Origin of the sequence: Vibrio sp. 10N.261.46.E11 (genome assembly GCF_041472735.1) — a bacterium.
Lineage (GTDB): Bacteria > Pseudomonadota > Gammaproteobacteria > Enterobacterales > Vibrionaceae > Vibrio.
Genome location: NZ_JBFRQW010000043.1, coordinates 69,768 through 91,814, shown reverse-complemented (window position 1 = coordinate 91,814; position 22,047 = coordinate 69,768). Strand labels below are relative to the sequence as shown.

Here is a 22,047-nt window from a genome sequence, read left to right as displayed (position 1 = left end):
ACGCCCGCTCGCAAACAAATGCAATTCATACTGTTAAGTATAGTTGCCCTGCGAAATTCAGTGAAAATTACGCCATCTACTAGGCAGCAACTGCAAGTATGAAGGGTATAACTATTGTTGTACTCAGCTCCTTTAGGTATTCTATGACGATCTGTAAGATTCTGTTCTAACCGAACTCACAAATTCCAAGATAACCGGATACCATCGATGCAAGAACAATATAACCCGCAAGAGATTGAACAAAAGGTTCAACAACACTGGGATAACAGCGAAACTTTCGTTGTAAGTGAAGATCCAAACAAAGAAAAATTCTACTGTCTTTCTATGTTCCCGTACCCAAGTGGCCGACTGCACATGGGTCACGTGCGTAACTACACCATCGGTGATGTGGTATCTCGTTTCCAACGTCTACAAGGCAAAAACGTAATGCAGCCAATCGGTTGGGATGCATTCGGCCTACCAGCAGAAAACGCAGCTGTAAAAAACAACACAGCGCCTGCACCGTGGACTTACGAAAACATCGAATACATGAAAAACCAGCTTAAACTTTTAGGCTTTGGTTACGACTGGAAACGTGAATTCGCAACGTGTACGCCTGAGTACTACCGTTGGGAACAAGAGTTCTTCACCAAGCTTTACGAAAAAGGCCTGGTTTACAAGAAGACATCTTCTGTTAACTGGTGTCCAAACGACCAAACAGTACTAGCAAACGAGCAAGTAGAAGACGGTTGCTGCTGGCGTTGTGATACTCCAGTAGAGCAAAAGAAAATTCCACAGTGGTTCATTAAAATCACGGAGTACGCTCAAGAGCTACTAGACGATCTCGACAACCTTGAAGGTTGGCCTGAAATGGTTAAGACCATGCAGCGCAACTGGATCGGCCGCTCTGAAGGTGTTGAGTTGTCTTTCGCTGTCAACGGCGAAGAAGCGCCACTGGAAGTTTACACAACTCGTCCAGACACACTGATGGGTGTTTCTTACGTGGGTATCGCTGCAGGTCACCCTCTTGCAGAGAAAGCATCGAAGAACAACCCAGAGCTTGCTGCATTCGTTGAAGAGTGTCGTAACACTAAAGTTGCTGAAGCTGAACTAGCAACGATGGAAAAGAAAGGTATGGATACTGGCCTAACAGCTATCCACCCTCTTAACGGTCGTGTTGTTCCTGTTTACGTAGCAAACTTCGTTCTTATGGATTACGGCACAGGTGCGGTAATGGCGGTTCCTGCTCACGATCAACGTGACTACGAATTCGCAACTAAGTACGGCATCGACATTATCCCAGTAATCAAACCTGAAGACGGTTCTGAGCTAGATGTGTCTGAAGCGGCTTACACCGAGAAAGGCGTATTGTTCGATTCTGGTGAGTTCGATGGTCTTGCGTTCCAAGAAGCATTCGATGCAATTGCTGCGAAGCTTGAAGCTGAAGGTAAAGGTAAGAAGACAGTAAACTTCCGCCTACGTGACTGGGGCGTTTCTCGTCAGCGTTACTGGGGTGCACCTATCCCAATGGTCACCACTGAAGACGGTGAAGTTCACCCAGTACCTGCAGATCAACTACCAGTAATTCTTCCAGAAGATGTGGTAATGGATGGCGTAACTAGCCCAATCAAGGCAGATAAGTCTTGGGCTGAAACAACATTCAATGGCGAACCCGCGCTACGTGAAACTGATACGTTCGATACGTTCATGGAGTCTTCATGGTACTACGCACGTTACTGTTCACCACAAGCTGACGACATTCTAGATCCAGAGAAAGCAAACTACTGGTTGCCAGTTGACCAATACGTTGGTGGTATCGAGCACGCTTGTATGCACCTTCTTTACTCTCGTTTCTTCCACAAACTTCTTCGTGATGCGGGTTACGTGACATCTGATGAACCGTTCAAACAGCTTCTATGTCAAGGCATGGTTCTCGCTGACGCGTTCTACCACACAAACGAGAAAGGCACGAAAGAGTGGATTGCTCCAACTGACGTGACTATCGACCGTGACGCGAAAGGTCGTATTGAAAAAGCAATCGACAACCAAGGCCGCGACGTTGAACACTCAGGCATGATCAAAATGTCTAAGTCTAAGAACAACGGTATCGATCCACAAGAGATGGTAGACAAGTACGGCGCTGATACAGTACGTCTATTCATGATGTTTGCATCACCTGCAGACATGACGCTTGAGTGGCAAGAGTCTGGCGTTGAAGGAGCTAACCGCTTCCTTAAACGTGTTTGGAAATTGGTTCACGCTCACTCTTCTAAAGGTGCAGCTGAATCTGTTGACGCTTCTGCGCTATCTGGCGACCAAAAAGCACTTCGTCGTGATATCCACAAGACTATCGCGAAAGTAACGGACGATATTGGCCGCCGCCAAACGTTCAACACAGCTATCGCTGCAATCATGGAACTGATGAACAAGCTAGCGAAAGCACCTCAAGAGTCTGTACAAGATCGTGCAATTCTTGATGAAGCGCTAAAAGCAGTAGTTCGTATGCTTTACCCAATGACTCCACACATCTCTTACGAAATGTGGATTGCACTTGGTGAATCAAACGTAGACTCAGCAACATGGCCAACTTTCGATGAGAAAGCGCTAGTTGAAGACGAAAAAACTATCGTTGTCATGATCAACGGTAAGCTACGTGCGAAACTGACCGTTGCTGCTGATGCAACTGAAGAGCGAGTTCGTGAACTTGGTCTAAACGATGAGAATGCTAAGAAGTTCCTAGATGGCTTAACTATCCGTAAAGTTATCTTCGTACCTGGTAAGCTTCTGAACATCGTAGCTAACTAATATTGGCTAACTAATATAACTTCTATTGGCTAACTAACAGTGCAGACTAAAACGAACTATCTCATTTTAGTCTGCACGTATTACTGATGAAGCGAACTTATTTCGTTTTCAGCAGTCTTTAAACCTAGGAAACATCGCCCTGTCTACTTATTTAAAGGCTTTAGATTCTTAGCTCAACAATGCGAACGACTAAAGCCTTTAAATAAGTATTCTACCTTCATGAGAGCCATAAAATAATGCGCCTGACACTATCTTCATTGAAAGTTACTATTGTTGTTCTAACCGTTAGCCTACTGAGCGCCTGTGGTTTTCACCTGCGTGGTGATTACTCTGTGCCAGAAGAGCTCAACAAGATCTCTGTAACCAGTTACGACCAATACAGTACGTTTACACGTATGATGAAAAGCCAACTGCGTATGAATGATGTAGAAATCGTGCCACCGGCTGAGAACACACCTAACCTGCACATTATTAGCGAAGGCGTCGGTGAGCGTACCCTGTCTCTTTACCAAAACACTCGAGCAGCCGAAAAAGAATTAACGCTCAATGCATCATATCGTGTGACGATACCTGAACTTGGCGACAAAACCTTCTCAACCAGCGTAACTCGAAGCTATCTAGATAACCCGTTAACTGCACTTGCAAAATCGGTTGAACGAGACATGATCGAAGATGAAATGCGCAAGCTTGCAACAAGCCAAATCCTACGTCAAATGGCTCGATTAAAAGCTAACATTGCTGCTGATAGTATGAATCTAGAGCAACTTGAACAAGTTCAAGTGAAAGAGCTTGAGAAACAATACAACATCAAGAACATCGAAATTGACGACGTTGAGATCGACGCAAGTGCAACACCTGATGCTGAGCCTAGCGTAACTGTCGAGCTATAGGTTTATTTAATGCGTATTTTTGCTGATCGTTTATCTGAGCAACTTGCTAAGCAGTTAAGCAACGTTTACCTAATTTTTGGTAACGAACCTTTACTGCTGCAGGAAAGCCGAGAAGCGATTCAAAAGACAGCCAAAGAGCAAGGCTTCGAAGAACGCCACCGCTTTGCTATTGATAGCAGTTTGGACTGGAATCAAGTCTACGACTGCACTCAAGCATTGAGCCTATTCTCTAGTCGTCAGCTCATCGAACTTGAATTGCCAGAGTCCGGAGTCAATGCGGCGATTGCAAAAGAGCTACTCGCAATTTCAGAGCATATTCATAGCGATATCTTGTTGATCTTGATAGGCACCAAGCTCACTAAAGCTCAAGAAAGCGCTAAGTGGTTTAAGGCACTTTCGAATCAGGGTCACTGGATAAGCTGCCTAACCCCAGACGTTAGCCGATTACCTCAGTTTGTCCAAACACGCTGTCGACAGATCGGCTTGTCACCGGATCCTGAAGCGATACAAATGTTGGCGCAATGGCATGAGGGTAATCTATTTGCACTCACCCAAAGCCTGGAAAAACTGGCTCTCCAATACCCAGATGGAAATCTCACATTAGTACGCTTAGAAGAATCGCTGAGTCGACACAACCATTTTACTCCCTTTCATTGGAGTGATGCGTTATTAGCAGGCAAAGGCAACCGTGCACAGCGAATCCTGCGTCAGTTAGAAGCCGAAGGTGTAGAACCCGTTATCTTATTGCGCAGCGTACAACGTGAGCTTGCTCTGCTATTACAAATGCAGCAACAAATGAAGCTGATGCCAATCACACAGGTATTTGAAAAGCACCGTATCTGGCAATCCAAAAAGCCTCTTTATAACGCCGCGCTAACAAGAGTTTCGATATCTCAATTATACTCCCTGTTTGCGCTACTCACTCAAGTAGAATTGATGACAAAAACGCAATATGAACAGTCGCCTTGGCCACTAATTCATCAGTTAAGCGTAGAGTTTTGTATCCCTTCAGCTTCAATTCCATTTCACGCATAAAAGCGTGGTATATTCTAGGGTCAACATACCCTAAAAAGCTAAACTCAGATTAAAGGAACACCCTGTGTTACGTGAAGAACTAAAAGATTTTCTTGCAGACAAAGCCGACGACATGAAAGCAGAATCGATTGTGACTATCGATGTAGAAGGCAAATCAAGTGTTACTGACTACATGATTGTTTGTACTGGTACATCTAAGCGCCATGTTGCCTCTATTGCACAGCACGTTGCTGATGAAGTGCGCAAGGCTGGCATGAATCCCCTTGGCATGGACGGCCAAAAAGAAGGTGAATGGGTTGTTCTAGACATGGGCACAAGCATGCTTCACGTTATGCAAGAAGAGCATCGTGAGCTGTACCAACTAGAAAAACTTTGGGGCTAAGCTTTGAAGATCCAGTTAATCGCAGTTGGTACAAAAATGCCAAAGTGGGTTGAAGAAGGCTTTAAAGAATATAAACGCCGCTTCCCTCATGATATGCCATTGGAACTCATTGAAATCACTGCTGGAAAACGCGGTAAAAATGCCGATATTGCACGTATTCTCCTAAAAGAAGGCGAAGCAATGTTAGCGGCAGTTCCAAAAGGCAACCGCATTGTTACGCTCGATATCCCGGGAAAAAAATGGGATACACCCCAACTAGCAGAGCAATTGGAAAGTTGGAAGCTGGATGGACGTGACGTATCTATCCTAATTGGCGGGCCTGAAGGATTAGCACCTGCATGTAAAGCGGCAGCAGACCAAAGTTGGTCTCTGTCTGCGCTTACTCTCCCTCACCCATTAGTACGCGTTATCATGGCTGAAAGCTTATATCGAGCTTGGAGCATCACTGCTAACCACCCTTATCATCGAGAATAAGCGTTAATGTTACGTAAACGTAGCCAAATCCGTGATTACAAGGCAGAAGCACGACTATTTACTAGTCGTGCTTCTGTTGCGTTTGCAGGGATTATAGTGATGATGGGCTTACTGGTTGTAAACCTTTACAACATTCAAGTAAATCAATATCAGGACTATAGAACCCGCTCCAACGACAACCGTATAAAGGTCGTTCCAATCGCACCGAACCGTGGTTTGATTTATGACCGCAACGGAGTACTTCTTGCTGAAAATCGCCCCGTTTTCAACCTAGAGATCATCCCAGAAAAAGTCAACGATATGGAAGATACGCTTGTTCGTTTGCAAGCGTTAATTGAAATACCACCGGAACGTATAGAACGTTTTAATCATGATCGCCGGAATTCACGTCGCTTCAAATCAGTGCCAATTCTGAATCAGCTCACCGAAGAACAAGTTGCCGTCTTCTCTGTAAACCAACACAAATTCCCAGGTGTTGAGGTTACGGGAACCTTGAAGCGTTTCTACCCTTACGGTGATGTGCTCACTCACGTGATAGGCTATGTATCGCGCATCAATGACCGTGATATGCAGCGCTTGGTACGAGAAGAAAAAGACGCCAATTACCAAGCAACTCGTGATATCGGTAAGTTGGGTATTGAGCGTTATTACGAAGACATGTTACACGGCACCGCTGGCTATCAAGAAGTCGAAGTAAACAGCCGTGGACGAGTGATCCGCACTCTTAAATTTGTGCCTTCGACTCCAGGCAAAGATATCGTGCTCAACTTGGATATCAAACTACAGCTATACGTACATAAGTTACTTGATGGACGCCGTGGTTCAGCTATAGTTCTCGACCCGAAAGACAATGGCGTATTAGCCATGGTTTCCAGCCCAAGTTACGACCCAAATGCCTTTGTGCATGGTATTTCCTCGAAAGGTTATAATGCCCTGCTTCAAGACAAAGACAGACCTTTAGTTAACCGCGCAACGCTAGGAATTTATCCGCCAGCATCGACGATCAAACCCTTCATTGCCGTCGCCGCCCTGCAAGAAGGCGTGATTACACCGAACACCACACGTAACGACCCAGGTTATTGGAAGATACCCAATTCAAAAACAAAACCGTTTCGTGACTGGTTACGCTGGGGACACGGTGTCGTTGACATAGAGAAAGCCATTGAAGAATCGGTGGATACCTTCTTCTACCAAATTTCATTTGATTTAGGCATCGATCGCTTATCTAAATGGATGATGTTATTCGGTTTTGGTGATTACACTGGCATCGACATTTACGAAGAAAGCAAAGCGAATATGCCCACTCGCGAATGGAAAATGGCAAGACACCGTGTGCCTTGGTATCAAGGTGACACCATCCCTGTCGGCATTGGCCAAGGCTACTGGACGGCAACACCAATGCAGATTGCAAAAGCGACTTCAGTATTGGTCAATGAAGGGGAAGTAACGGCTCCTCATTTACTGCGCGCGACGATTGAGAATAGCCAACCGTTCGATGAACAAACGATATCTGAGATCGAAACGTATCCTCCGGTTACTGGCGTTAAGCAGAGATACTGGGATATCGCGCAAGAAGGCATGAGATTGGTGAACCACGGAAAGAAAGGTACAGCAAGGCGCTCATTCCAAAAAATGTCTTATCAAACTGCAGGCAAATCAGGTACTGCACAAGTATTCGGTCTAAAAGAAGATGAAGAGTACAACGCGGACGAAATCGCAGAACATTTACGCGATCATGCCCTCTTCACCGGTTATGCGCCTTTTGAAGATCCTGAAGCGGTCGTAACTATCGTTTTGGAGAATGCCGGTGGTGGTTCATCAAATGGTGGCCCAGTTGTAAGAAGAATTTTAGACCATATTATTCTTGCAGAAGATTATGAAAGTGAGCCAATAAAATAATGAAACTTGATCCTTCAACTGGACGAAATAGAGCCCTATTTGAACGGCTGCATATCGACCTTCCGCTATTGCTTGGCATTCTGGTTTTAATGGGCTTTGCCCTATTGATCATGTACAGCGCAAGCGGACAGAGCCTTGCGATGATGGATCGCCAAGCGATGCGTATGGTGCTGTCTTTAGGTGTGATGATCTTTTTAGCGCAAATCTCACCTCGTACTTATGAGACCTTGGCTCCACTACTGTTTGCGGGCGGCGTTATTCTACTACTCGGAGTGTTGTTCTTTGGCGAGGCCTCTAAAGGTGCACAGCGCTGGTTAAACTTCGGCTTTATTCGATTCCAACCCTCTGAACTATTGAAGCTTGCAGTACCCTTGATGCTGGCTCGATTTATTGGTAAGCGCTCACTGCCACCCACTTTCCAAACCTTGGCTATCTCATTAGTGATGGTGTTTGTACCTACAATCCTTATCGCTAAACAGCCAGATTTAGGCACATCGATACTCATCGCAGCATCCGGTATCTTCGTGATATTCCTGGCAGGTATTAGTTGGAAGATCATTGCTAGTGCCGCGATTGCACTGGGTGGGTTTATTCCAATCTTATGGTTCTTCTTGATGCGTGAATATCAAAAAGTTCGTGTAAGAACCCTTTTTGACCCTGAATCAGATCCATTAGGTGCAGGCTATCACATCATCCAAAGTAAGATTGCAATTGGCTCTGGTGGTATATCAGGAAAAGGTTGGCTGCAAGGTACCCAATCTCAACTAGAGTTCATTCCAGAGCGCCATACTGACTTTATTTTTGCGGTCATCGCCGAAGAGTGGGGCATGATTGGTATTTTGTTTTTGCTCGCTATCTACCTGTTCATTATTGGCCGCGGCTTAGTGCTTGCAAGCCAAGCTCAAACAGCATTTGGTCGAATGATGGGCGGCAGTATCGTACTGAGTTTCTTCGTCTATATTTTCGTAAACATTGGTATGGTAAGCGGTATTCTACCTGTGGTGGGTGTCCCTCTACCTCTGGTCAGCTATGGCGGTACCTCTATGGTTACCCTTATGGCCGGTTTCGGTATTTTAATGTCAATCCATACACACAGAAAAGCATTCTCAAAGGCGACCTAATTGATGTCTGTTAAAATAACTCCTATAAAAACATCTTTGGTTAATGAGCTGCCAATAAAAAAATTATTATCTATAGTGAGCCTAACCGTTGTTATAAACGGTTGTTCTTCGACAGAACCAACAGGCCGCTACGATATAGATTCAGATATTGCACCAGACGCACCGATCTCAGTAGAGCATCTCGAGGATGCTCACCCTCAGTATGAACCTTATAGTTTAGGTGGTAACACGGATTACACTTTGCGTGGCGAAGACTACAAGATCGTAAAGAAGACAGAAGGGTTTACTGAGAAAGGCAAAGCCTCTTGGTACGGTAAGAAATTTCATGGTCATTTAACGTCGAATGGCGAGATCTACGACATGTATTCGATGTCTGCGGCACACAAAACATTGCCGATTCCGAGCTATGTAAAAGTGACGAATACCGATAATGACAAAACGACGATTGTGCGCATCAATGACCGAGGTCCATTTCATGAAGGGCGAATCATTGACCTTAGTTATGCCGCGGCATACAAACTCGATGTATTAAGAACAGGTACAGCAAATGTTGAGATAGAAGTCATCACTGTGGCTATGCCAACCGACGCGAATAAAAAGGCGGCTTTGCCGCAATTTATTATTCAAGTAGCCACTTCTCCACATGAAGATAGAACCGAGAAGTTAGCCAAAGATCTAGGCGAAAAGTTAGCTGTAGCAACGTTCTTGCAGCCAAATGATGATAACTACCGCCTGATGCTTGGCCCATTTCATGACTATGCTCTGACTCAAGAAAAATTAGAACAAGTTAAGCTAATGGGTTACCCGTCAGCTTATATAAAAAAACACACGCTAACTCGCTAATTTATCTAACAGTTACTTCTGGTAATCAGCGCTCTGGTGTGACAGAGTGATTCTGTTAATATATGAATAGTTCACCTAATAATTGCATTCAAAATGATTAAATCTAATAAACTTGTTAAATCGATTTTTGCTACTTCAGTTGCACTTTCTGCAACGATAGCCACATCGTCATTCGCCGCTCCTATTATTGTTCCTGACGCTCCTCAAATCGCTGCTAAGGGATTTGTTCTGATGGATTACCATTCAGGCAAAGTACTCGCAGAGAAAGAGATGAACACTCAACTTTCTCCAGCAAGTTTAACTAAGATGATGACGAGCTACGTAGTCGGCCAAGAGCTAGAGCGTGGCAACATCAACCTAAACGACGATGTTGTTATCAGTGAAAATGCTTGGGCTAAAAACTTCCCTGATTCATCTAAGATGTTCATTGAAGTTGGTACAACCGTTAAAGTTGAAGAGCTGAACCGCGGTATCATTATTCAATCAGGTAACGATGCTTGTGTTGCGATGGCTGAACATATTGCTGGCTCTGAAGATGCATTTGTTGACTTAATGAACGCATGGGCGAGCTCTATCGGAATGAAAGACACGCACTTTGCTAACGTGCACGGTCTAGACAACCCTAACCTTTACTCAACGCCTTACGATATGGCGCTACTAGGTCAGGCGCTGATTCGCGATGTTCCTGATGAGTACCGTATCTACTCACAAAAGAAATTCACTTACAACGGCATCACCCAGTACAACCGCAACGGTCTGTTATGGGATAAGAGCATGAACGTTGATGGCATTAAAACGGGCCACACAAGCAATGCAGGTTACAGCCTAGTAAGCTCAGCAACCGAAGGTAAAATGCGCCTAGTTGCTGTTGTTATGGGCACCAAGAATGCTAACGCTCGTAAAACAGAAAGCAAAAAACTGCTTAGCTATGGTTTCCGCTTCTTCGAAACAGTGGCACCACATACCGCTGGTGAAACCTTCGTTGAAGAGAAGATCTGGATGGGTAGCAAGGACACGGTTGCACTAGGTGTCGACGAAGATACGTTCGTTACTCTGCCTCGTGGCCAAGCTAAGAACCTGAAGGCAAGCTTCGTTCTTGAGAAAGAGCTAGAAGCACCAATCAGCAAAGGCGACGTTGTGGGTAAACTATTCTACCAAGTCGACGGTGAAGACGTTGCTGAATACCCACTACTTGCACTAGAAAATGTAGAGCAAGGCAGCTTATTTAGCCGCCTATGGGACTACCTAGTACTGCTGTTCAAGGGTTTATTCTAAATCAGCCAACGGGTTGTTCTACACAAAACCTAAGCTTGCTGTATAGCTAACCTAATGAGTAGGTTCATGATTTTCTCATTACCGAAACAAAAGCCGCCATGTGCGGCTTTTGTTGATCTTGAGTTCGGTGATATTTACACGTAATATTCCGCATTATTACTCGTGTCTGTTGACCGAACACGCTTTTTATCGACATTTCGCCAATTTGCGAGAGTCTAGCCTTTTGGAGCTAATCATGAACATCAATTCTGATGCAAAACTAAAAGACCTCTTAGAGTTCCCTTGTTCATTCACTTACAAAGTTATGGGCTACGCTAAGCCAGAACTTACTGAACTAGTACTAGAAGTGATCCAGCGTCATGCTCCTGGTGACTACAGCCCAACTCTAAAACCGAGTGCGAAAGGTAACTACCACTCTGTTTCTATCAATATTACTGCGACTTCAATTGAGCAAGTAGAAACGCTATATAAAGAACTGGGCGACATCGAAATCGTTCGTATGGTTCTGTAATCTTCGATTACACATGAAAAACAGCGGCTTATTGCCGCTGTTTTTGTTTAAAGCACAGTATCGACACCAAATTCATTCAACTTAATTTTAAATAAATACAAAGAAAGTTGAAAAACCTTGCAGTCCGTCTGTAGTTAGAATCATGTTTCGCGTTTATAATGCGTTCACTTTATTAATCCTTGAGGGAGTGCCGCTTTGCAAAATAAGCTAATCGTAAAAAAATTAGGCCGTCAGGATTATGAACCTGTATGGAAAGCCATGCATAAGTTCACAGACGAACGCACGGAAGAAGACGTAGACCAGGTTTGGTTGGTTGAACACAACCCTGTCTTCACTCAAGGACAAGCAGGCAAAGCTGAGCATGTTTTAAATGCCGGTGATATCCCTGTGATACAAAGCGATCGCGGTGGCCAAGTGACTTATCACGGCCCAGGTCAGTTAGTTGCTTACTTTCTGATTAACATTCGCCGCAAGAAATTCGGAGTACGTGATTTGGTTACTCATATCGAGAACCTCGTAATCAATACTCTGAAAGCTTACAATATAGATTCAGCTGCCCGACCTGACGCTCCTGGTGTTTATGTCGATGGCAAGAAAATCTGTTCACTCGGATTGCGTATTCGACGTGGCTGCTCGTTCCATGGGCTAGCACTTAACGTTGATATGGATCTGTCTCCATTCCTACGTATTAACCCATGTGGTTATCAAGGAATGGAAATGGCACAGGTCAGCCAACTTGGCGGACCAAGTGAACTAGAAAACGTTGAGCAACAGTTAATACAAGAGCTCGTAGAGCTACTCGGCTATGACCAAGTAGACATTCAAGCCACCAGTAACATTACAGCAGAAGCATAAAATCATGAGCAAACCAATCCAAATGGAAAAAGGCGTTAAATATCGTGACGCTGACAAAATGGCATTAATTCCCGTAAAGAATATGCCTGCTGAACAGAAAGAAGTTTTACGTAAGCCTGCATGGATGAAGATTAAACTTCCTTCAGACAGCCATCGTATTCAAGAAATCAAATCTGCAATGCGCAAAAACAACCTGCACTCAGTTTGTGAAGAAGCGTCTTGCCCTAACCTAGCCGAATGTTTTAACCACGGCACGGCAACGTTTATGATTCTTGGCGCTATCTGTACTCGTCGCTGCCCGTTCTGTGATGTTGCCCATGGTCGACCTAATGCTCCAGAAGCCGAAGAGCCGAAGAAACTGGCTAAGACGATTAAAGACATGAAACTGAAGTACGTTGTAATCACTTCAGTAGACCGTGATGACTTACGTGATGGCGGTGCTCAACACTTTGCTGATTGTAACCGTGAAATTCGCGAGCAAAACCCAAACATTCGTATCGAAACACTGGTTCCGGACTTCCGTGGTCGTATGGACGTTGCGCTTGAACTAATGAAAGACAACCCACCAGATGTTTTCAACCACAACCTAGAGACAGCGCCGCGTCTCTACCGTAAAGCGCGTCCAGGTGCGAACTACAAGTGGTCTCTTGATCTGTTAAGAAAATTCAAAGAGCAGCATCCAAGCATCCCGACCAAGTCGGGTGTGATGATGGGCCTTGGTGAGACGAAAGAAGAGATCGTTCAAGTATTGAAAGATCTTCGCGAACATGGCGTAACTATGCTGACACTAGGCCAATACCTAGCACCAAGCCGCCACCACTTGCCAGTTGAACGTTACGTGCCACCTTCTGAGTTTGATGAGCTGAAAGAGATTGCTCTAGAGCTAGGTTTCACTCACGCAGCTTGTGGTCCATTTGTACGCTCTTCTTACCATGCAGACCTACAAGCTCAAGGTATGGAAATTAAGTAATCACGTTGCTTATACCAAAATTAAAAAGGCGCTGAACTGTATGTTCAGCGCCTTTTTTCTAACTCAATACTAATAAGTCTCTATTTCTAGAATAACTTTCAGCTAAGAGAAGATTAGAAGCTATAAGCGATAGAAGCTTTAAAGTTACGACCCGCTTCATAGCTGGTGTACTTTTCTGAGCCCCAAGAGATACCAAAACCAGTATGCTCAGCGTACTTCTTATCAAGCAGGTTATCGATACCAAGGTTCATCTCTAGGTCTTTAGCAAACGTCGGTGTGTAAGCCGCCCAAATGTTGTGCGTTGCGAAGCCAGAGCGTTTGATCTCTTTGCCTTTTTCGTTCTCGTAATCGTTCCCCGGAACAAAGCGTGAATCCCAACCAAACACAAACTCACTGTTTAGGCTGTAGTTAAAGCCCGCTTTGAAGTTATGAATGCCGGTTTTATTCATGTGACTTGTCTTGCCGTTTTTCAGGCTCTTTTGCTCACCATCAGAGTAAGAGTGGTTAGCGTAAACACTTAAAGCATCTAACTGATAGCTCAATACAGTCTCTACACCCCAAACTTCAACATCATACTTATTAGATAATGTTGCGTTGTTCTTAGTTGGGTGCATTTGGTTATCAAGGTCATAGGTATAAGCCGTGAAACCTAGAATCGCGTAATCAGCCGCAAGCAAACGTGTTAGCTCGTAATCAAAGCCCGCTTCGTAGTTATTACCCGTCATCGCCTTAGTATCAGACTGCTTAACTTTGCTTGGTGCTTTCATCGTCAGCGTTTCTGGTAGTGACGCGCCTTTAAACAGACGACCGTAACCCACACGAAGTTTTAGGTTTTCCGTTGTTTGGTATTCACCTTTGAACTTTGGAGATAGCTGATCAAACTCGCCCTTATACACGCCACCCAGTTTATGAACGTCGTAACGAAGACCTGTTGTCAGACGGAAATCGCTGAATTCGTACATATCTTGTAGATACAGACCGTAAGCCGTCACCGTACCACCATCCATGCTGTAGTTCTCGGTTTGACCTTGCTTAGTACCGCTTAGATATACGCCTTGACCAGCATCAATCCATTGCTTGGCTTTGTAGCCCTCAAGACCATAAGTAAGCTCATGCTCACCAACCCAAGAAACGTTACGAATGTCACCACCAATGGTTGTTACATTGTATTCACGCTTAGGGTAAGACATTTTGCCATCTTTGAACCATTTACCTGCCGGTGTTTTGCCCCAAGCGGTACCTTCAAGAGCATCACGATCCATGTATTGACGGTTGTAGTAAACATTACTTTTCAGATGAACTAGATCACTACCCGCATCGTATTCGTGCTGTAGCGTCACTGTATCGCGATTAAGCGAATGATAGTCGTGTTTATCGTCAGCATACAGAGCACCCGCCTTTTCGCCAGAAAGCTGACGCGTACCACCATCACTGTATCGGTTGAAAGTCAGTTTAAATTCATTGGCATCATTAGGAATGAAAACAACTTTAGCCAAACCCGACTTAAGCTCACCCTGCTTAGAGGTTACCGCTTCTTGATCAGGAATGTGCAGATCGCCATCTTCTGAATAGTTCGCAATACCCATGAACTGTAGCTTGTCGTTCACTTTTGCATACACAGCAACGTTGGTTGCAAAACGCTCATAAGCTGTTTTATAGCTTGTTTTTACTCGAGCACCAACGCTTTCACCCGGCTTAAGAAGATCGCTTGGGTCTTTCGTTTCGTAGCTAAATGAACCATTGATAGCACCAGAACCTGACAGTGCAGAGTTACCACCTAATTCAATTTCAGCTCTTTTTAGCATTGCAGGATCAATCGCTTGGTCACCAGAGTGGTGGAAAAGCTGACCTTCTTGTCGCGCACCATCAATAGTCACTACGGCAAATTTGTCTTCCATACCACGTACAAATACTTTGCGTGAGTAACGTGCGTTCCCGTCAACCGTAACGCTAGGCATAGTATTCAAAACATCTTTGATGTCTGATGCTTGCTTCTTTTCCAGTGTGTCAGAGTTGATTTCAGTCTGAATCAATTGGTCAAGGGCAGAACCGATAACGACTACGGTTTCTGGTTCGTCGGCAGCAAATGCTGTAAATGAGGTTAAGGCAACCGTAACGGCCACTGATAGTGCTTTAAGTTTCATAATGCGACTTATATTTTATAGATTTAAGTAAAGTGCACGAATAGTACACGACACTAATAACAATGTTAATAGTAATAGTTATCATTTACATTCTTTACTTACATTTACTTACTTATAATAAAATACAATTTGATTAGGATGTTCTCGCTGTAATTTACTGCTGAATTTTAAATAAACCCTTCTTCGTTTCATCGCTGAACTAGGTAGCCGTAAGTATCGATAGCTTACGGCTTTTTTGTCTCATATCGACACTAATAGTCGACAATTCGACGACTATCAACCAAGTTGAATTAGTCACATTTACACTTAAATATGACTAAAAAACGCATATAGACCAACCTTTCTAAACTACCCATACGAAGCGATAATCAAACTCATAAACAAACTTCAGATATAAAAAATGCCCCTTAAAGGAGCATTTTCTTTATCACTGACACACTAACGTAAATATTAGTACGGTGAGATATTCGAAAGCGACTGAATATGAACCGTGATCTCTTCGCGATCGTGGTAAAGGTGCTTCGCCTGCATCTTGAACTTCACTTTGTTATCAATCAGGAACTGCTTTAGGTTTTCGATATCCTGCAGAACTTCATCGTAACGGCCTTTCATTGGCAGTTTAAGGTTGAACAGTGCTTCTTTCGCCCAGCCTTTGATGATCCACTCACCCATAAGGTGTGCAACACGAGCTGGCTTCTCAACCATGTCACAGATAATCCAAGTGACGTTCTTACGGTCAGGTTCGAATTTAAAACCATCCACCATGTGGTGCTTAATTTGACCCGTTTCCATTAGGCTATCTGCCATCATGCCGTTATCAACACAGTGAACAAACATAGAGCGCTTAACCAATTGGTAAGTCCAACCACCTGGACACGCGCCTAAATCTACGCCCCACATACCCGGAGCCAGACGTTCGTCCCACTCATCACGAGGGATGAATACGTGGAATGCTTCTTCTAGCTTCAATGTAGAACGACTTGGTGCATCTGATGGGAACTTCAAACGAGGAATACCCATGAAGAACTGCGAGTTGTTGGTTGGGTAAGAGTAACCAACAAAACAGTGACCCGGAGCGATAAAACATAAGTGAAGCACAGGCTTCTTAACATTGTCTTTCGCTGTCATCAACCCTTTACCGCGCATTGCTTGACGCATTGGCACAGTAAACTTACGGCAGAACTTCAAAAGCTCTTTCGCTTCATTGGTGTCTGGTGTTTCAATACGGATATCGCCACAACGTGGGAAACCTTCTTTCTCAGAAAGCGCCTCAAGAATTGGAGAAATACGATCATCAGTCGGCAGATCTTTGATTTCAACCGCTACCGCGATCATTTGACGAGCAAAGATCAACGATTGGAAGTCGATCTCTTTTACCAGTTTATCGGCTTCGCCTGCTTGATAACATTCAAACAATACAAAGCCTGTATTGTTCTTTAAGCGAGGAAAACCAAACACTTCCAGTTGTGTTGCCTTGTCTTGAATTTCGCCAGCACATTCTTTTTCAAAACCAGAGCGACAATAAAGTAGTACGTGTTTCACTGAGTTACCTCTTTTATATTCAAAGCAGCGAAGGAGAAGACTCCCCAACCAATGATAAATAGTAGACCACCAAACGGTGTTATAGGGCCAAACCATTTTATTCCTGTCAGTGCTAAGCCATAAAGGCTGCCACTAAAACAAAGGATGCCGATGATAAAGCAAATTGCCGCAATGAAAAAATATTTTTGTGATTTAGCGCCAAGTTTCATCTGCAGCAGTGCACCACACGCCAATATTGCTAGTGTATGGATAAACTGGTACTGAACACCTGTCTCAAACACGCCTAGCAGATACTCTGGCAAGACAGCTTTTAACCCGTGAGCGGCGAAGGCACCTAGCATTACGGCTATTGCGCCAGAGATACCTGCAAAAGTGAGTAAATACTTACTTCTCATTAAGCACCTCTTTGATAAACGCCGATAGTTTCTCAACGGTTAACGCTATGTTCTGCTGTTCGGTGTAGCCAGAGCTCTTACGAGGCTTAAAGCTGTGATCGCCATCAGGAATAAACTCAACACGAATCGAATCCGACAGGTCGAAATCAGCAAACTCTTCTCGCTTACCAAAGGTATCACGTTCACCCTGCAGAATAAGACACGGCTTTGCTAACTCAGCCAAGTGCTCACCTTTGTATTTCTCTGGTTTGCCTGGCGGATGGAAAGGAAAGCCTAAACAGGCCATTGCAGCCACCTTATCAACTTCAGACAAATGGCTCGCCATACGTCCTCCCATCGACTTACCGCCAATCACAAGCTTATCGGCATCTACCTGTCCGATAATATCTTGGTAAGCTTCGAGCAGTTTAGGGGCTCGATCAGGTGGACGACGCTTACCATCTTCAGCACGTTTGATCATGTAAGGGAAATTAAAACGAATCACCCGTATCCCTTTAAACGCCAACCCTTTTGCTACCGACTGCATGAACTCATGATCCATACCTGCGCCAGCACCATGTGCAAAGATAAAGGTTATTGGGTTGTCTTCACCATCAATGATGAGGTTATTCATCAAGTAAGTCCTCTTGTTCACTTTGCGCTTTCGCCAACATCCAATCACGGAAAGTCGCAATACGCCCCATGTCAGCTTGTTTCTCATGACACACTACATAGAAGGCGTTCTTACTTACCAACACTTCATCAAAAGGGGCAATCAAACGACCTGCTTCGATTTCAGGTTGCGCCAACACATTATTACCCAAAGCAATACCTTGCCCGTGAGCGGCCGCCTGCAATACCATGGTTGAGTGACTGAAGATAGGGCCATGATTAACGTTTACCCCATCAATACCATTTTGCTTAGCAAACTGTTTCCAATCCTTTCGAGATGTATCATGCAGTAGCGTATGACATGCCAAATCACTGAGAGATTCTAAAGGTTTAGCTCCTAGCAGCACGGAAGGTGAGCAAAGAGGAATTAAGTATTCTTGGTAAAGTTTATCGGCTCTGAGCCCCGACCAATTCCCTCGGCCATAGTAAATAGCCACGTCTACATCATCGGTCAACGAGCCTTCATCCATATCAACGGCTTTGATTCTTACATCAATATCAGGTTCTTGCTGATTAAAGTCAGCGAGCCTTGGTACCAACCATTGAATAGCAAAACTCGGCGGCAAACTGATGGTCAATGCGCCCTTCTCACTTCGCTCAAGCACTTTGTCTGTCGCTTCTGCCAGTGATGTGAAAATATCTTTGATATCCAAGAAGTAGCTTTGACCTTCTTCAGTCAGCAGCAAAGAGCGGTTTCTTCGACGAAACAGCTTCAAAGATAAGAATTCTTCAAGCGCTTTGATCTGATGACTGACCGCGGCTTGAGTAACAAACAACTCTTCTGCGGCACGCGTAAAACTCAAGTGTCGAGCCGCGGCTTCAAACACTCTTAGCGAGTTTAATGGGGGTAATCGACGAGACATAGTTACTCTCTAAATAAGCATTAGTTTTTTTTATCTGAAACATTATAATTTGTCCATTGCCTAGCGGCCAGAGAAATTCTATATTTCATCCCGCAGCAGCTAGCCTGAACGGCTTGATTCTCTCTAGAATCAATTGGTTTAGCTCCTGCGATGTTGTGTTTGCAAACTCGTTCTTTTCGAGTTGGGTAGAGTTCTACCAAATGTTTTGTTGCAGTTCTATACTGAAACGAGGCATGTACTTCCTGTATTTATTTTGACCTGTCTGTCAAATTTGTTTACACCGCCTTATGGGCGGTGTTTTTTTATGTGCAAAGAAAAGTAACAATAAGTTTATCAATAGCTGTGCTAATTAATCTTTATTATTTTTCATCGCTAATCACAGAATCAGACACCCACTCAAATAAACAACTGAACACATACAAATAGCACCATTGAGTTGCACTAAAAAGTAACAGAATACTTCAAGATACTCACACTTCTTCAGTACTTATAGACCCGTTTAGATCTCACCAGTTCTATCAATCCAAAATTTCAAAGCTGAGCATGACGATAGCACGTCCAAACGCATGCCTCTGTCTACTGTCAATCCTTCATCATAGACAATAAAAAAGCCGCTTACTTTTCAGTATGCGGCTTTGCAAAATTATTAACGCTTGGTCAACACACCACTATGGGCGGTAAACCTTAACGTTGTGGAAGCCTTGTTCTTGCAAGTAAAGCGCTTGCAGACGGCTCATGACACCACGGTCACAGTACAACAAGTACTCTTTCGATTGGTCTAGGTCACCAAACTGAGTTGAAAGCTTGAAGAACGGGATGTGTTTGATTTCAACACCATCGATCTCTAGCGGGCTTTCGTCTTCTTCGTCTGGGCTACGGATATCAAGAACGACAGCGTGCTCAGCAACGGCTTGAACTTGCTCCACTTCTGGTGCCTGTTCTTGGCTCTCTTTCTCGATATCACGGATATCCATAATACGAGCGTTCTCGATCACTTGATCCAGCACTTCAAAGTTAAACTTAGCTTCTTCCGCTTCTAGTTTGCCTTTCTTCGCTTTCACGGTTGGCTTCTTAGAGATAACACCACAATACTCAGGCATTACTTTAGCGAAGTCTTCAGTACCAATCTTACGAGACAGGTCGATGATGTCTTCTTTGTCCCAGTTGATCAGTGGACGAAGGATCAAAGTATCCGTCACGTTGTCGATATGACGCAGGTTAGTTAGCGTTTGGCTAGAAACCTGACCAAGAGCTTCACCCGTTACTAGAGCTTCGATACCGAAACGCTCTGCAACCATACCACCAGCACGCATGAACATACGCTTAAGAACAACGCCCATTTGGCCGTCTTCAACGTTCTCAAGGATCTCTGCAACTACAGGTTCAAAATCGATAGAGATAAACTTCACCTTTGCCGATGAACCGTATTTATCCCATAGGTAGTGAGAAACTTGCTTAACACCAATCTCGTGAGCAGGGCCACCAAGATTGAAGAAGCAGTAATGCACTTTAGAACCACGTTTGATGTGTAAGTAGCTTGAAACACCAGAATCAAAGCCACCAGAGATCAAGCTAAGCAGATCCTCTTGAGTACCAAGAGGGAAACCACCTAGGCCTTTATGACGTTCAATAACTTGGTTTAGCTTATCGTTCTCGACTTCAACTTTAACGGTAATATCTGGATTTTTCAGTTTTACTTTTGCTGATTCAACCGCTTGGTTTAGACCGCCGCCTACGTAGCGTTCTAGCTCGATAGAAGTAAAGTCATGCTTACCACGACGCTTAGCACGTACAGAGAAAGTCTTACCTTCAATAAGAGCACCGCTACGCTCAAGGACTTGCTCGTAAATATTGTGCAGGTCTTTAAATTCTGATTGCTGAACTTCAAGGGAGTGATGAATACCCGGAGTTTGCGTCAATACTTCGAGTGTTTCTTTAAAGTATTTGTCGCTCTCAGACGTCACTTCGATATGGTCACGGCGGTTGAAGACAGCCACAGACTCAGTACGACGCTGAAGAATAGTACGAATATTACGTTCTAGAATCTTTGTGAAGCGCTTACGCACCGATTCACTTTTTACAAAAATTTCCGGGTGGGGCTTAACAATAAATTTCATAGTACTTTCACGCCAATAAGGTTCACAATTTTAATAGGTTCATCACCACGTAAAAGGTCATTTCACATAGTTATTGAAGCAATAATAGATCAATATTAAATCTAAGGGCGCGAATTATACATGAGAAAATCAAACAAGGAAAAGAGTGCGTGCTTTGGTGCCATTAATAAACTCACCTTAGTGACAAACTATCGTCTCGATTTCATCCAAGCTCATTTATCCATATATCTTCTCTTCTCTTCTCTTACTAGCTTGGTACAAACCCTTTTGTGTATCAGACAAAGAAAAAGCCCAATCTACGACAGATTGAGCTTTGGGATGCATATTCTTGGTAAATACTATTCAGTGATTACTGGGACTTCTTCACTGTAAAGCGGTTCGCCCTGCATAATACTGATTTCAACACGACGGTTTAAGCTACGTTGCCATTCAGTATCGTTCGGCTCTACTGGCTCTGTATCGGCCATACCGCGAACTCTTAAGCGTTGATGAGAGAAACCACGGACCTTTTCCATCTCTTGAGCCACAGACACCGCGCGCTGCGATGATAAGTCCCAATTAGAACGGTAAAGCTCAGAATCAAGACGTTGATTATCAGTATGCCCAGAGATTCGGACAATGCCCGGAACATCTTTCACTAACTCGGCAACCTGTCTAACCAATGGTCGGAACTTAGGTTGTAGGAAAGCAGAACCCGATGGGAATGCGCCTTTTTCACGAATTCGAATCACAATTTGCTGGCCAAGGTTTTCCACCTCAATCGCGCCTTGGTCGATCTCTCGCTCTAACGCCTTCTTGATGCTCTCCATCAAGGTTTCCATCTCTTGAGACTGTTCTTGAGCTTGCTGTTGCTGCTGATCTGATTCTGAGTTTTGGTTGTTGTGCGCAGAAACCTCTGCTGATTTACCCCCAGTCATCTTGCCCTGATCACGCATCGTACCGCCAGCACGCTCAGATTCCCCTTCATGAAACTCTAGAGTTTGCTGCGTAATATCAATGGTCTGTTGCATGATTACATCAATAGGCGTCGGTTCTGGGCGACCAGGACGAAACTCCTGTGCAATAATGCTGGTACCTTTAGGAATGTCTTTTACTTCCAAGCGGTTTTGTACACCAAACGCGAATTTCATTGAGCCTGCGATCTGTTTAAATTTCAGTACGTCCATCTCAGAGAATGAGAGGAGCAGTACAAAGAAACACATCAACAATGACATCAAGTCAGCAAATGTTCCCATCCATTGTGGCAAACCCGGAGGGGGACATTTACATGGATTTTCTTCATCCATTTTTATTCCC

General features: G+C 44.1%; 19 protein-coding genes. 12 read left to right on the top strand and 7 right to left on the bottom strand.

What is annotated here, in order from left to right:
- Window positions 1–207 precede the first annotated feature (207 nt).
- From leuS to lipA, 12 genes are all read left to right on the top strand, one after another.
- A complete protein-coding gene (gene leuS, locus AB4407_RS14825; RefSeq protein ID WP_372121097.1) occupies window positions 208–2,784 on the top strand; it encodes a leucine--tRNA ligase in 2,577 nt (858 codons plus the stop codon).
- A gap of 236 nt (window positions 2,785–3,020) precedes the next feature.
- Complete coding sequence (gene lptE / locus AB4407_RS14820; RefSeq protein WP_372121096.1) at window positions 3,021–3,674, top strand: LPS assembly lipoprotein LptE; 654 nt, start codon at window positions 3,021–3,023, stop codon at window positions 3,672–3,674.
- Between the two features lie 9 nt (window positions 3,675–3,683).
- On the top strand, window positions 3,684–4,709 hold the full coding sequence (holA, locus tag AB4407_RS14815) for a DNA polymerase III subunit delta (RefSeq protein WP_372121095.1): 1,026 nt from the start codon (window positions 3,684–3,686) through the stop codon (window positions 4,707–4,709).
- A gap of 64 nt (window positions 4,710–4,773) precedes the next feature.
- Window positions 4,774–5,091: a ribosome silencing factor gene (gene rsfS / locus AB4407_RS14810; RefSeq protein WP_009848475.1), complete on the top strand. Its 318-nt coding sequence runs from the start codon at window positions 4,774–4,776 to the stop codon at window positions 5,089–5,091.
- 3 nt (window positions 5,092–5,094) lie between these two features.
- Entirely contained in the window at window positions 5,095–5,565 is a 471-nt protein-coding gene (rlmH, locus tag AB4407_RS14805; protein WP_372121094.1) for a 23S rRNA (pseudouridine(1915)-N(3))-methyltransferase RlmH, read from the top strand.
- Between the two features lie 6 nt (window positions 5,566–5,571).
- Window positions 5,572–7,464, top strand: a complete 1,893-nt coding sequence (mrdA, locus tag AB4407_RS14800) for a penicillin-binding protein 2 (protein WP_372121093.1) — start codon at window positions 5,572–5,574, stop codon at window positions 7,462–7,464.
- On the top strand, window positions 7,464–8,585 hold the full coding sequence (gene rodA / locus AB4407_RS14795) for a rod shape-determining protein RodA (protein ID WP_009848472.1): 1,122 nt from the start codon (window positions 7,464–7,466) through the stop codon (window positions 8,583–8,585). The genes mrdA and rodA overlap by 1 nt, the downstream gene beginning before the upstream one ends.
- 3 nt (window positions 8,586–8,588) lie before the next feature.
- On the top strand, window positions 8,589–9,428 hold the full coding sequence (locus AB4407_RS14790) for a septal ring lytic transglycosylase RlpA family protein (protein WP_372121092.1): 840 nt from the start codon (window positions 8,589–8,591) through the stop codon (window positions 9,426–9,428).
- A gap of 93 nt (window positions 9,429–9,521) precedes the next feature.
- Window positions 9,522–10,703, top strand: a complete 1,182-nt coding sequence (locus AB4407_RS14785; protein WP_017101910.1) for a serine hydrolase — start codon at window positions 9,522–9,524, stop codon at window positions 10,701–10,703.
- A 232-nt stretch (window positions 10,704–10,935) separates the two neighbouring features.
- Window positions 10,936–11,214, top strand: coding sequence for a DUF493 family protein YbeD (gene ybeD, locus AB4407_RS14780; protein ID WP_029223455.1), 279 nt, complete (start codon window positions 10,936–10,938; stop codon window positions 11,212–11,214).
- Window positions 11,215–11,409: 195 nt separating this feature from the next.
- Window positions 11,410–12,069: a lipoyl(octanoyl) transferase LipB gene (lipB, locus tag AB4407_RS14775; protein WP_004737632.1), complete on the top strand. Its 660-nt coding sequence runs from the start codon at window positions 11,410–11,412 to the stop codon at window positions 12,067–12,069.
- Between the two features lie 4 nt (window positions 12,070–12,073).
- Window positions 12,074–13,039 (top strand): lipoyl synthase, encoded by a 966-nt coding sequence (lipA, locus tag AB4407_RS14770; protein WP_017096213.1) that lies wholly within the window; start codon window positions 12,074–12,076, stop codon window positions 13,037–13,039.
- A gap of 113 nt (window positions 13,040–13,152) precedes the next feature.
- On the opposite strand, the gene AB4407_RS14765 is transcribed toward lipA, so the two are convergent.
- The 7 genes from AB4407_RS14765 to AB4407_RS14735 all read right to left on the bottom strand — a co-directional run bounded on the left by AB4407_RS14765 (window position 13,153) and on the right by AB4407_RS14735 (window position 22,037).
- Window positions 13,153–15,183: a TonB-dependent receptor gene (locus AB4407_RS14765; protein ID WP_372121091.1), complete on the bottom strand. Its 2,031-nt coding sequence runs from the start codon at window positions 15,181–15,183 to the stop codon at window positions 13,153–13,155.
- A 450-nt stretch (window positions 15,184–15,633) separates the two neighbouring features.
- Entirely contained in the window at window positions 15,634–16,725 is a 1,092-nt protein-coding gene (gene rlmM, locus AB4407_RS14760) for a 23S rRNA (cytidine(2498)-2'-O)-methyltransferase RlmM (protein ID WP_029223102.1), read from the bottom strand.
- Complete coding sequence (locus AB4407_RS14755) at window positions 16,722–17,120, bottom strand: DUF423 domain-containing protein (protein WP_017069500.1); 399 nt, start codon at window positions 17,118–17,120, stop codon at window positions 16,722–16,724. Before AB4407_RS14755 ends, rlmM begins: the two co-directional genes overlap by 4 nt.
- On the bottom strand, window positions 17,110–17,733 hold the full coding sequence (locus AB4407_RS14750) for an alpha/beta fold hydrolase (protein WP_017069501.1): 624 nt from the start codon (window positions 17,731–17,733) through the stop codon (window positions 17,110–17,112). Before AB4407_RS14750 ends, AB4407_RS14755 begins: the two co-directional genes overlap by 11 nt.
- The gene (locus tag AB4407_RS14745) at window positions 17,726–18,634 is read right to left on the bottom strand and encodes a transcriptional regulator GcvA (RefSeq protein WP_017063339.1); all 909 of its coding nucleotides are present in this window, start codon (window positions 18,632–18,634) and stop codon (window positions 17,726–17,728) included. The genes AB4407_RS14750 and AB4407_RS14745 overlap by 8 nt, the downstream gene beginning before the upstream one ends.
- Before the next feature lie 668 nt (window positions 18,635–19,302).
- The gene (gene thiI, locus AB4407_RS14740; protein WP_371726977.1) at window positions 19,303–20,751 is read right to left on the bottom strand and encodes a tRNA uracil 4-sulfurtransferase ThiI; all 1,449 of its coding nucleotides are present in this window, start codon (window positions 20,749–20,751) and stop codon (window positions 19,303–19,305) included.
- A gap of 338 nt (window positions 20,752–21,089) precedes the next feature.
- Complete coding sequence (locus AB4407_RS14735; protein WP_009847463.1) at window positions 21,090–22,037, bottom strand: flagellar motor protein MotB; 948 nt, start codon at window positions 22,035–22,037, stop codon at window positions 21,090–21,092.
- Window positions 22,038–22,047 lie beyond the last annotated feature (10 nt).

Excerpts from the sequence above, each read along its gene's own strand:
- leuS (WP_372121097.1), top strand. The coding sequence starts at position 208 with ATGCAAGAACAATATAACCCGCAAGAGATTGAACAAAAGGTTCAACAA.
- lptE (WP_372121096.1), top strand. The coding sequence starts at position 3,021 with ATGCGCCTGACACTATCTTCATTGAAAGTTACTATTGTTGTTCTAACC.
- holA (WP_372121095.1), top strand. The coding sequence starts at position 3,684 with ATGCGTATTTTTGCTGATCGTTTATCTGAGCAACTTGCTAAGCAGTTA.
- mrdA (WP_372121093.1), top strand. The coding sequence starts at position 5,572 with ATGTTACGTAAACGTAGCCAAATCCGTGATTACAAGGCAGAAGCACGA.
- rodA (WP_009848472.1), top strand. The coding sequence starts at position 7,464 with ATGAAACTTGATCCTTCAACTGGACGAAATAGAGCCCTATTTGAACGG.
- AB4407_RS14790 (WP_372121092.1), top strand. The coding sequence starts at position 8,589 with ATGTCTGTTAAAATAACTCCTATAAAAACATCTTTGGTTAATGAGCTG.
- AB4407_RS14785 (WP_017101910.1), top strand. The coding sequence starts at position 9,522 with ATGATTAAATCTAATAAACTTGTTAAATCGATTTTTGCTACTTCAGTT.
- lipA (WP_017096213.1), top strand. The coding sequence starts at position 12,074 with ATGAGCAAACCAATCCAAATGGAAAAAGGCGTTAAATATCGTGACGCT.
- AB4407_RS14765 (WP_372121091.1), bottom strand. The coding sequence starts at position 15,183 with ATGAAACTTAAAGCACTATCAGTGGCCGTTACGGTTGCCTTAACCTCA.
- AB4407_RS14755 (WP_017069500.1), bottom strand. The coding sequence starts at position 17,120 with ATGAGAAGTAAGTATTTACTCACTTTTGCAGGTATCTCTGGCGCAATA.
- AB4407_RS14750 (WP_017069501.1), bottom strand. The coding sequence starts at position 17,733 with ATGAATAACCTCATCATTGATGGTGAAGACAACCCAATAACCTTTATC.
- AB4407_RS14745 (WP_017063339.1), bottom strand. The coding sequence starts at position 18,634 with ATGTCTCGTCGATTACCCCCATTAAACTCGCTAAGAGTGTTTGAAGCC.
- thiI (WP_371726977.1), bottom strand. The coding sequence starts at position 20,751 with ATGAAATTTATTGTTAAGCCCCACCCGGAAATTTTTGTAAAAAGTGAA.
- AB4407_RS14735 (WP_009847463.1), bottom strand. The coding sequence starts at position 22,037 with ATGGATGAAGAAAATCCATGTAAATGTCCCCCTCCGGGTTTGCCACAA.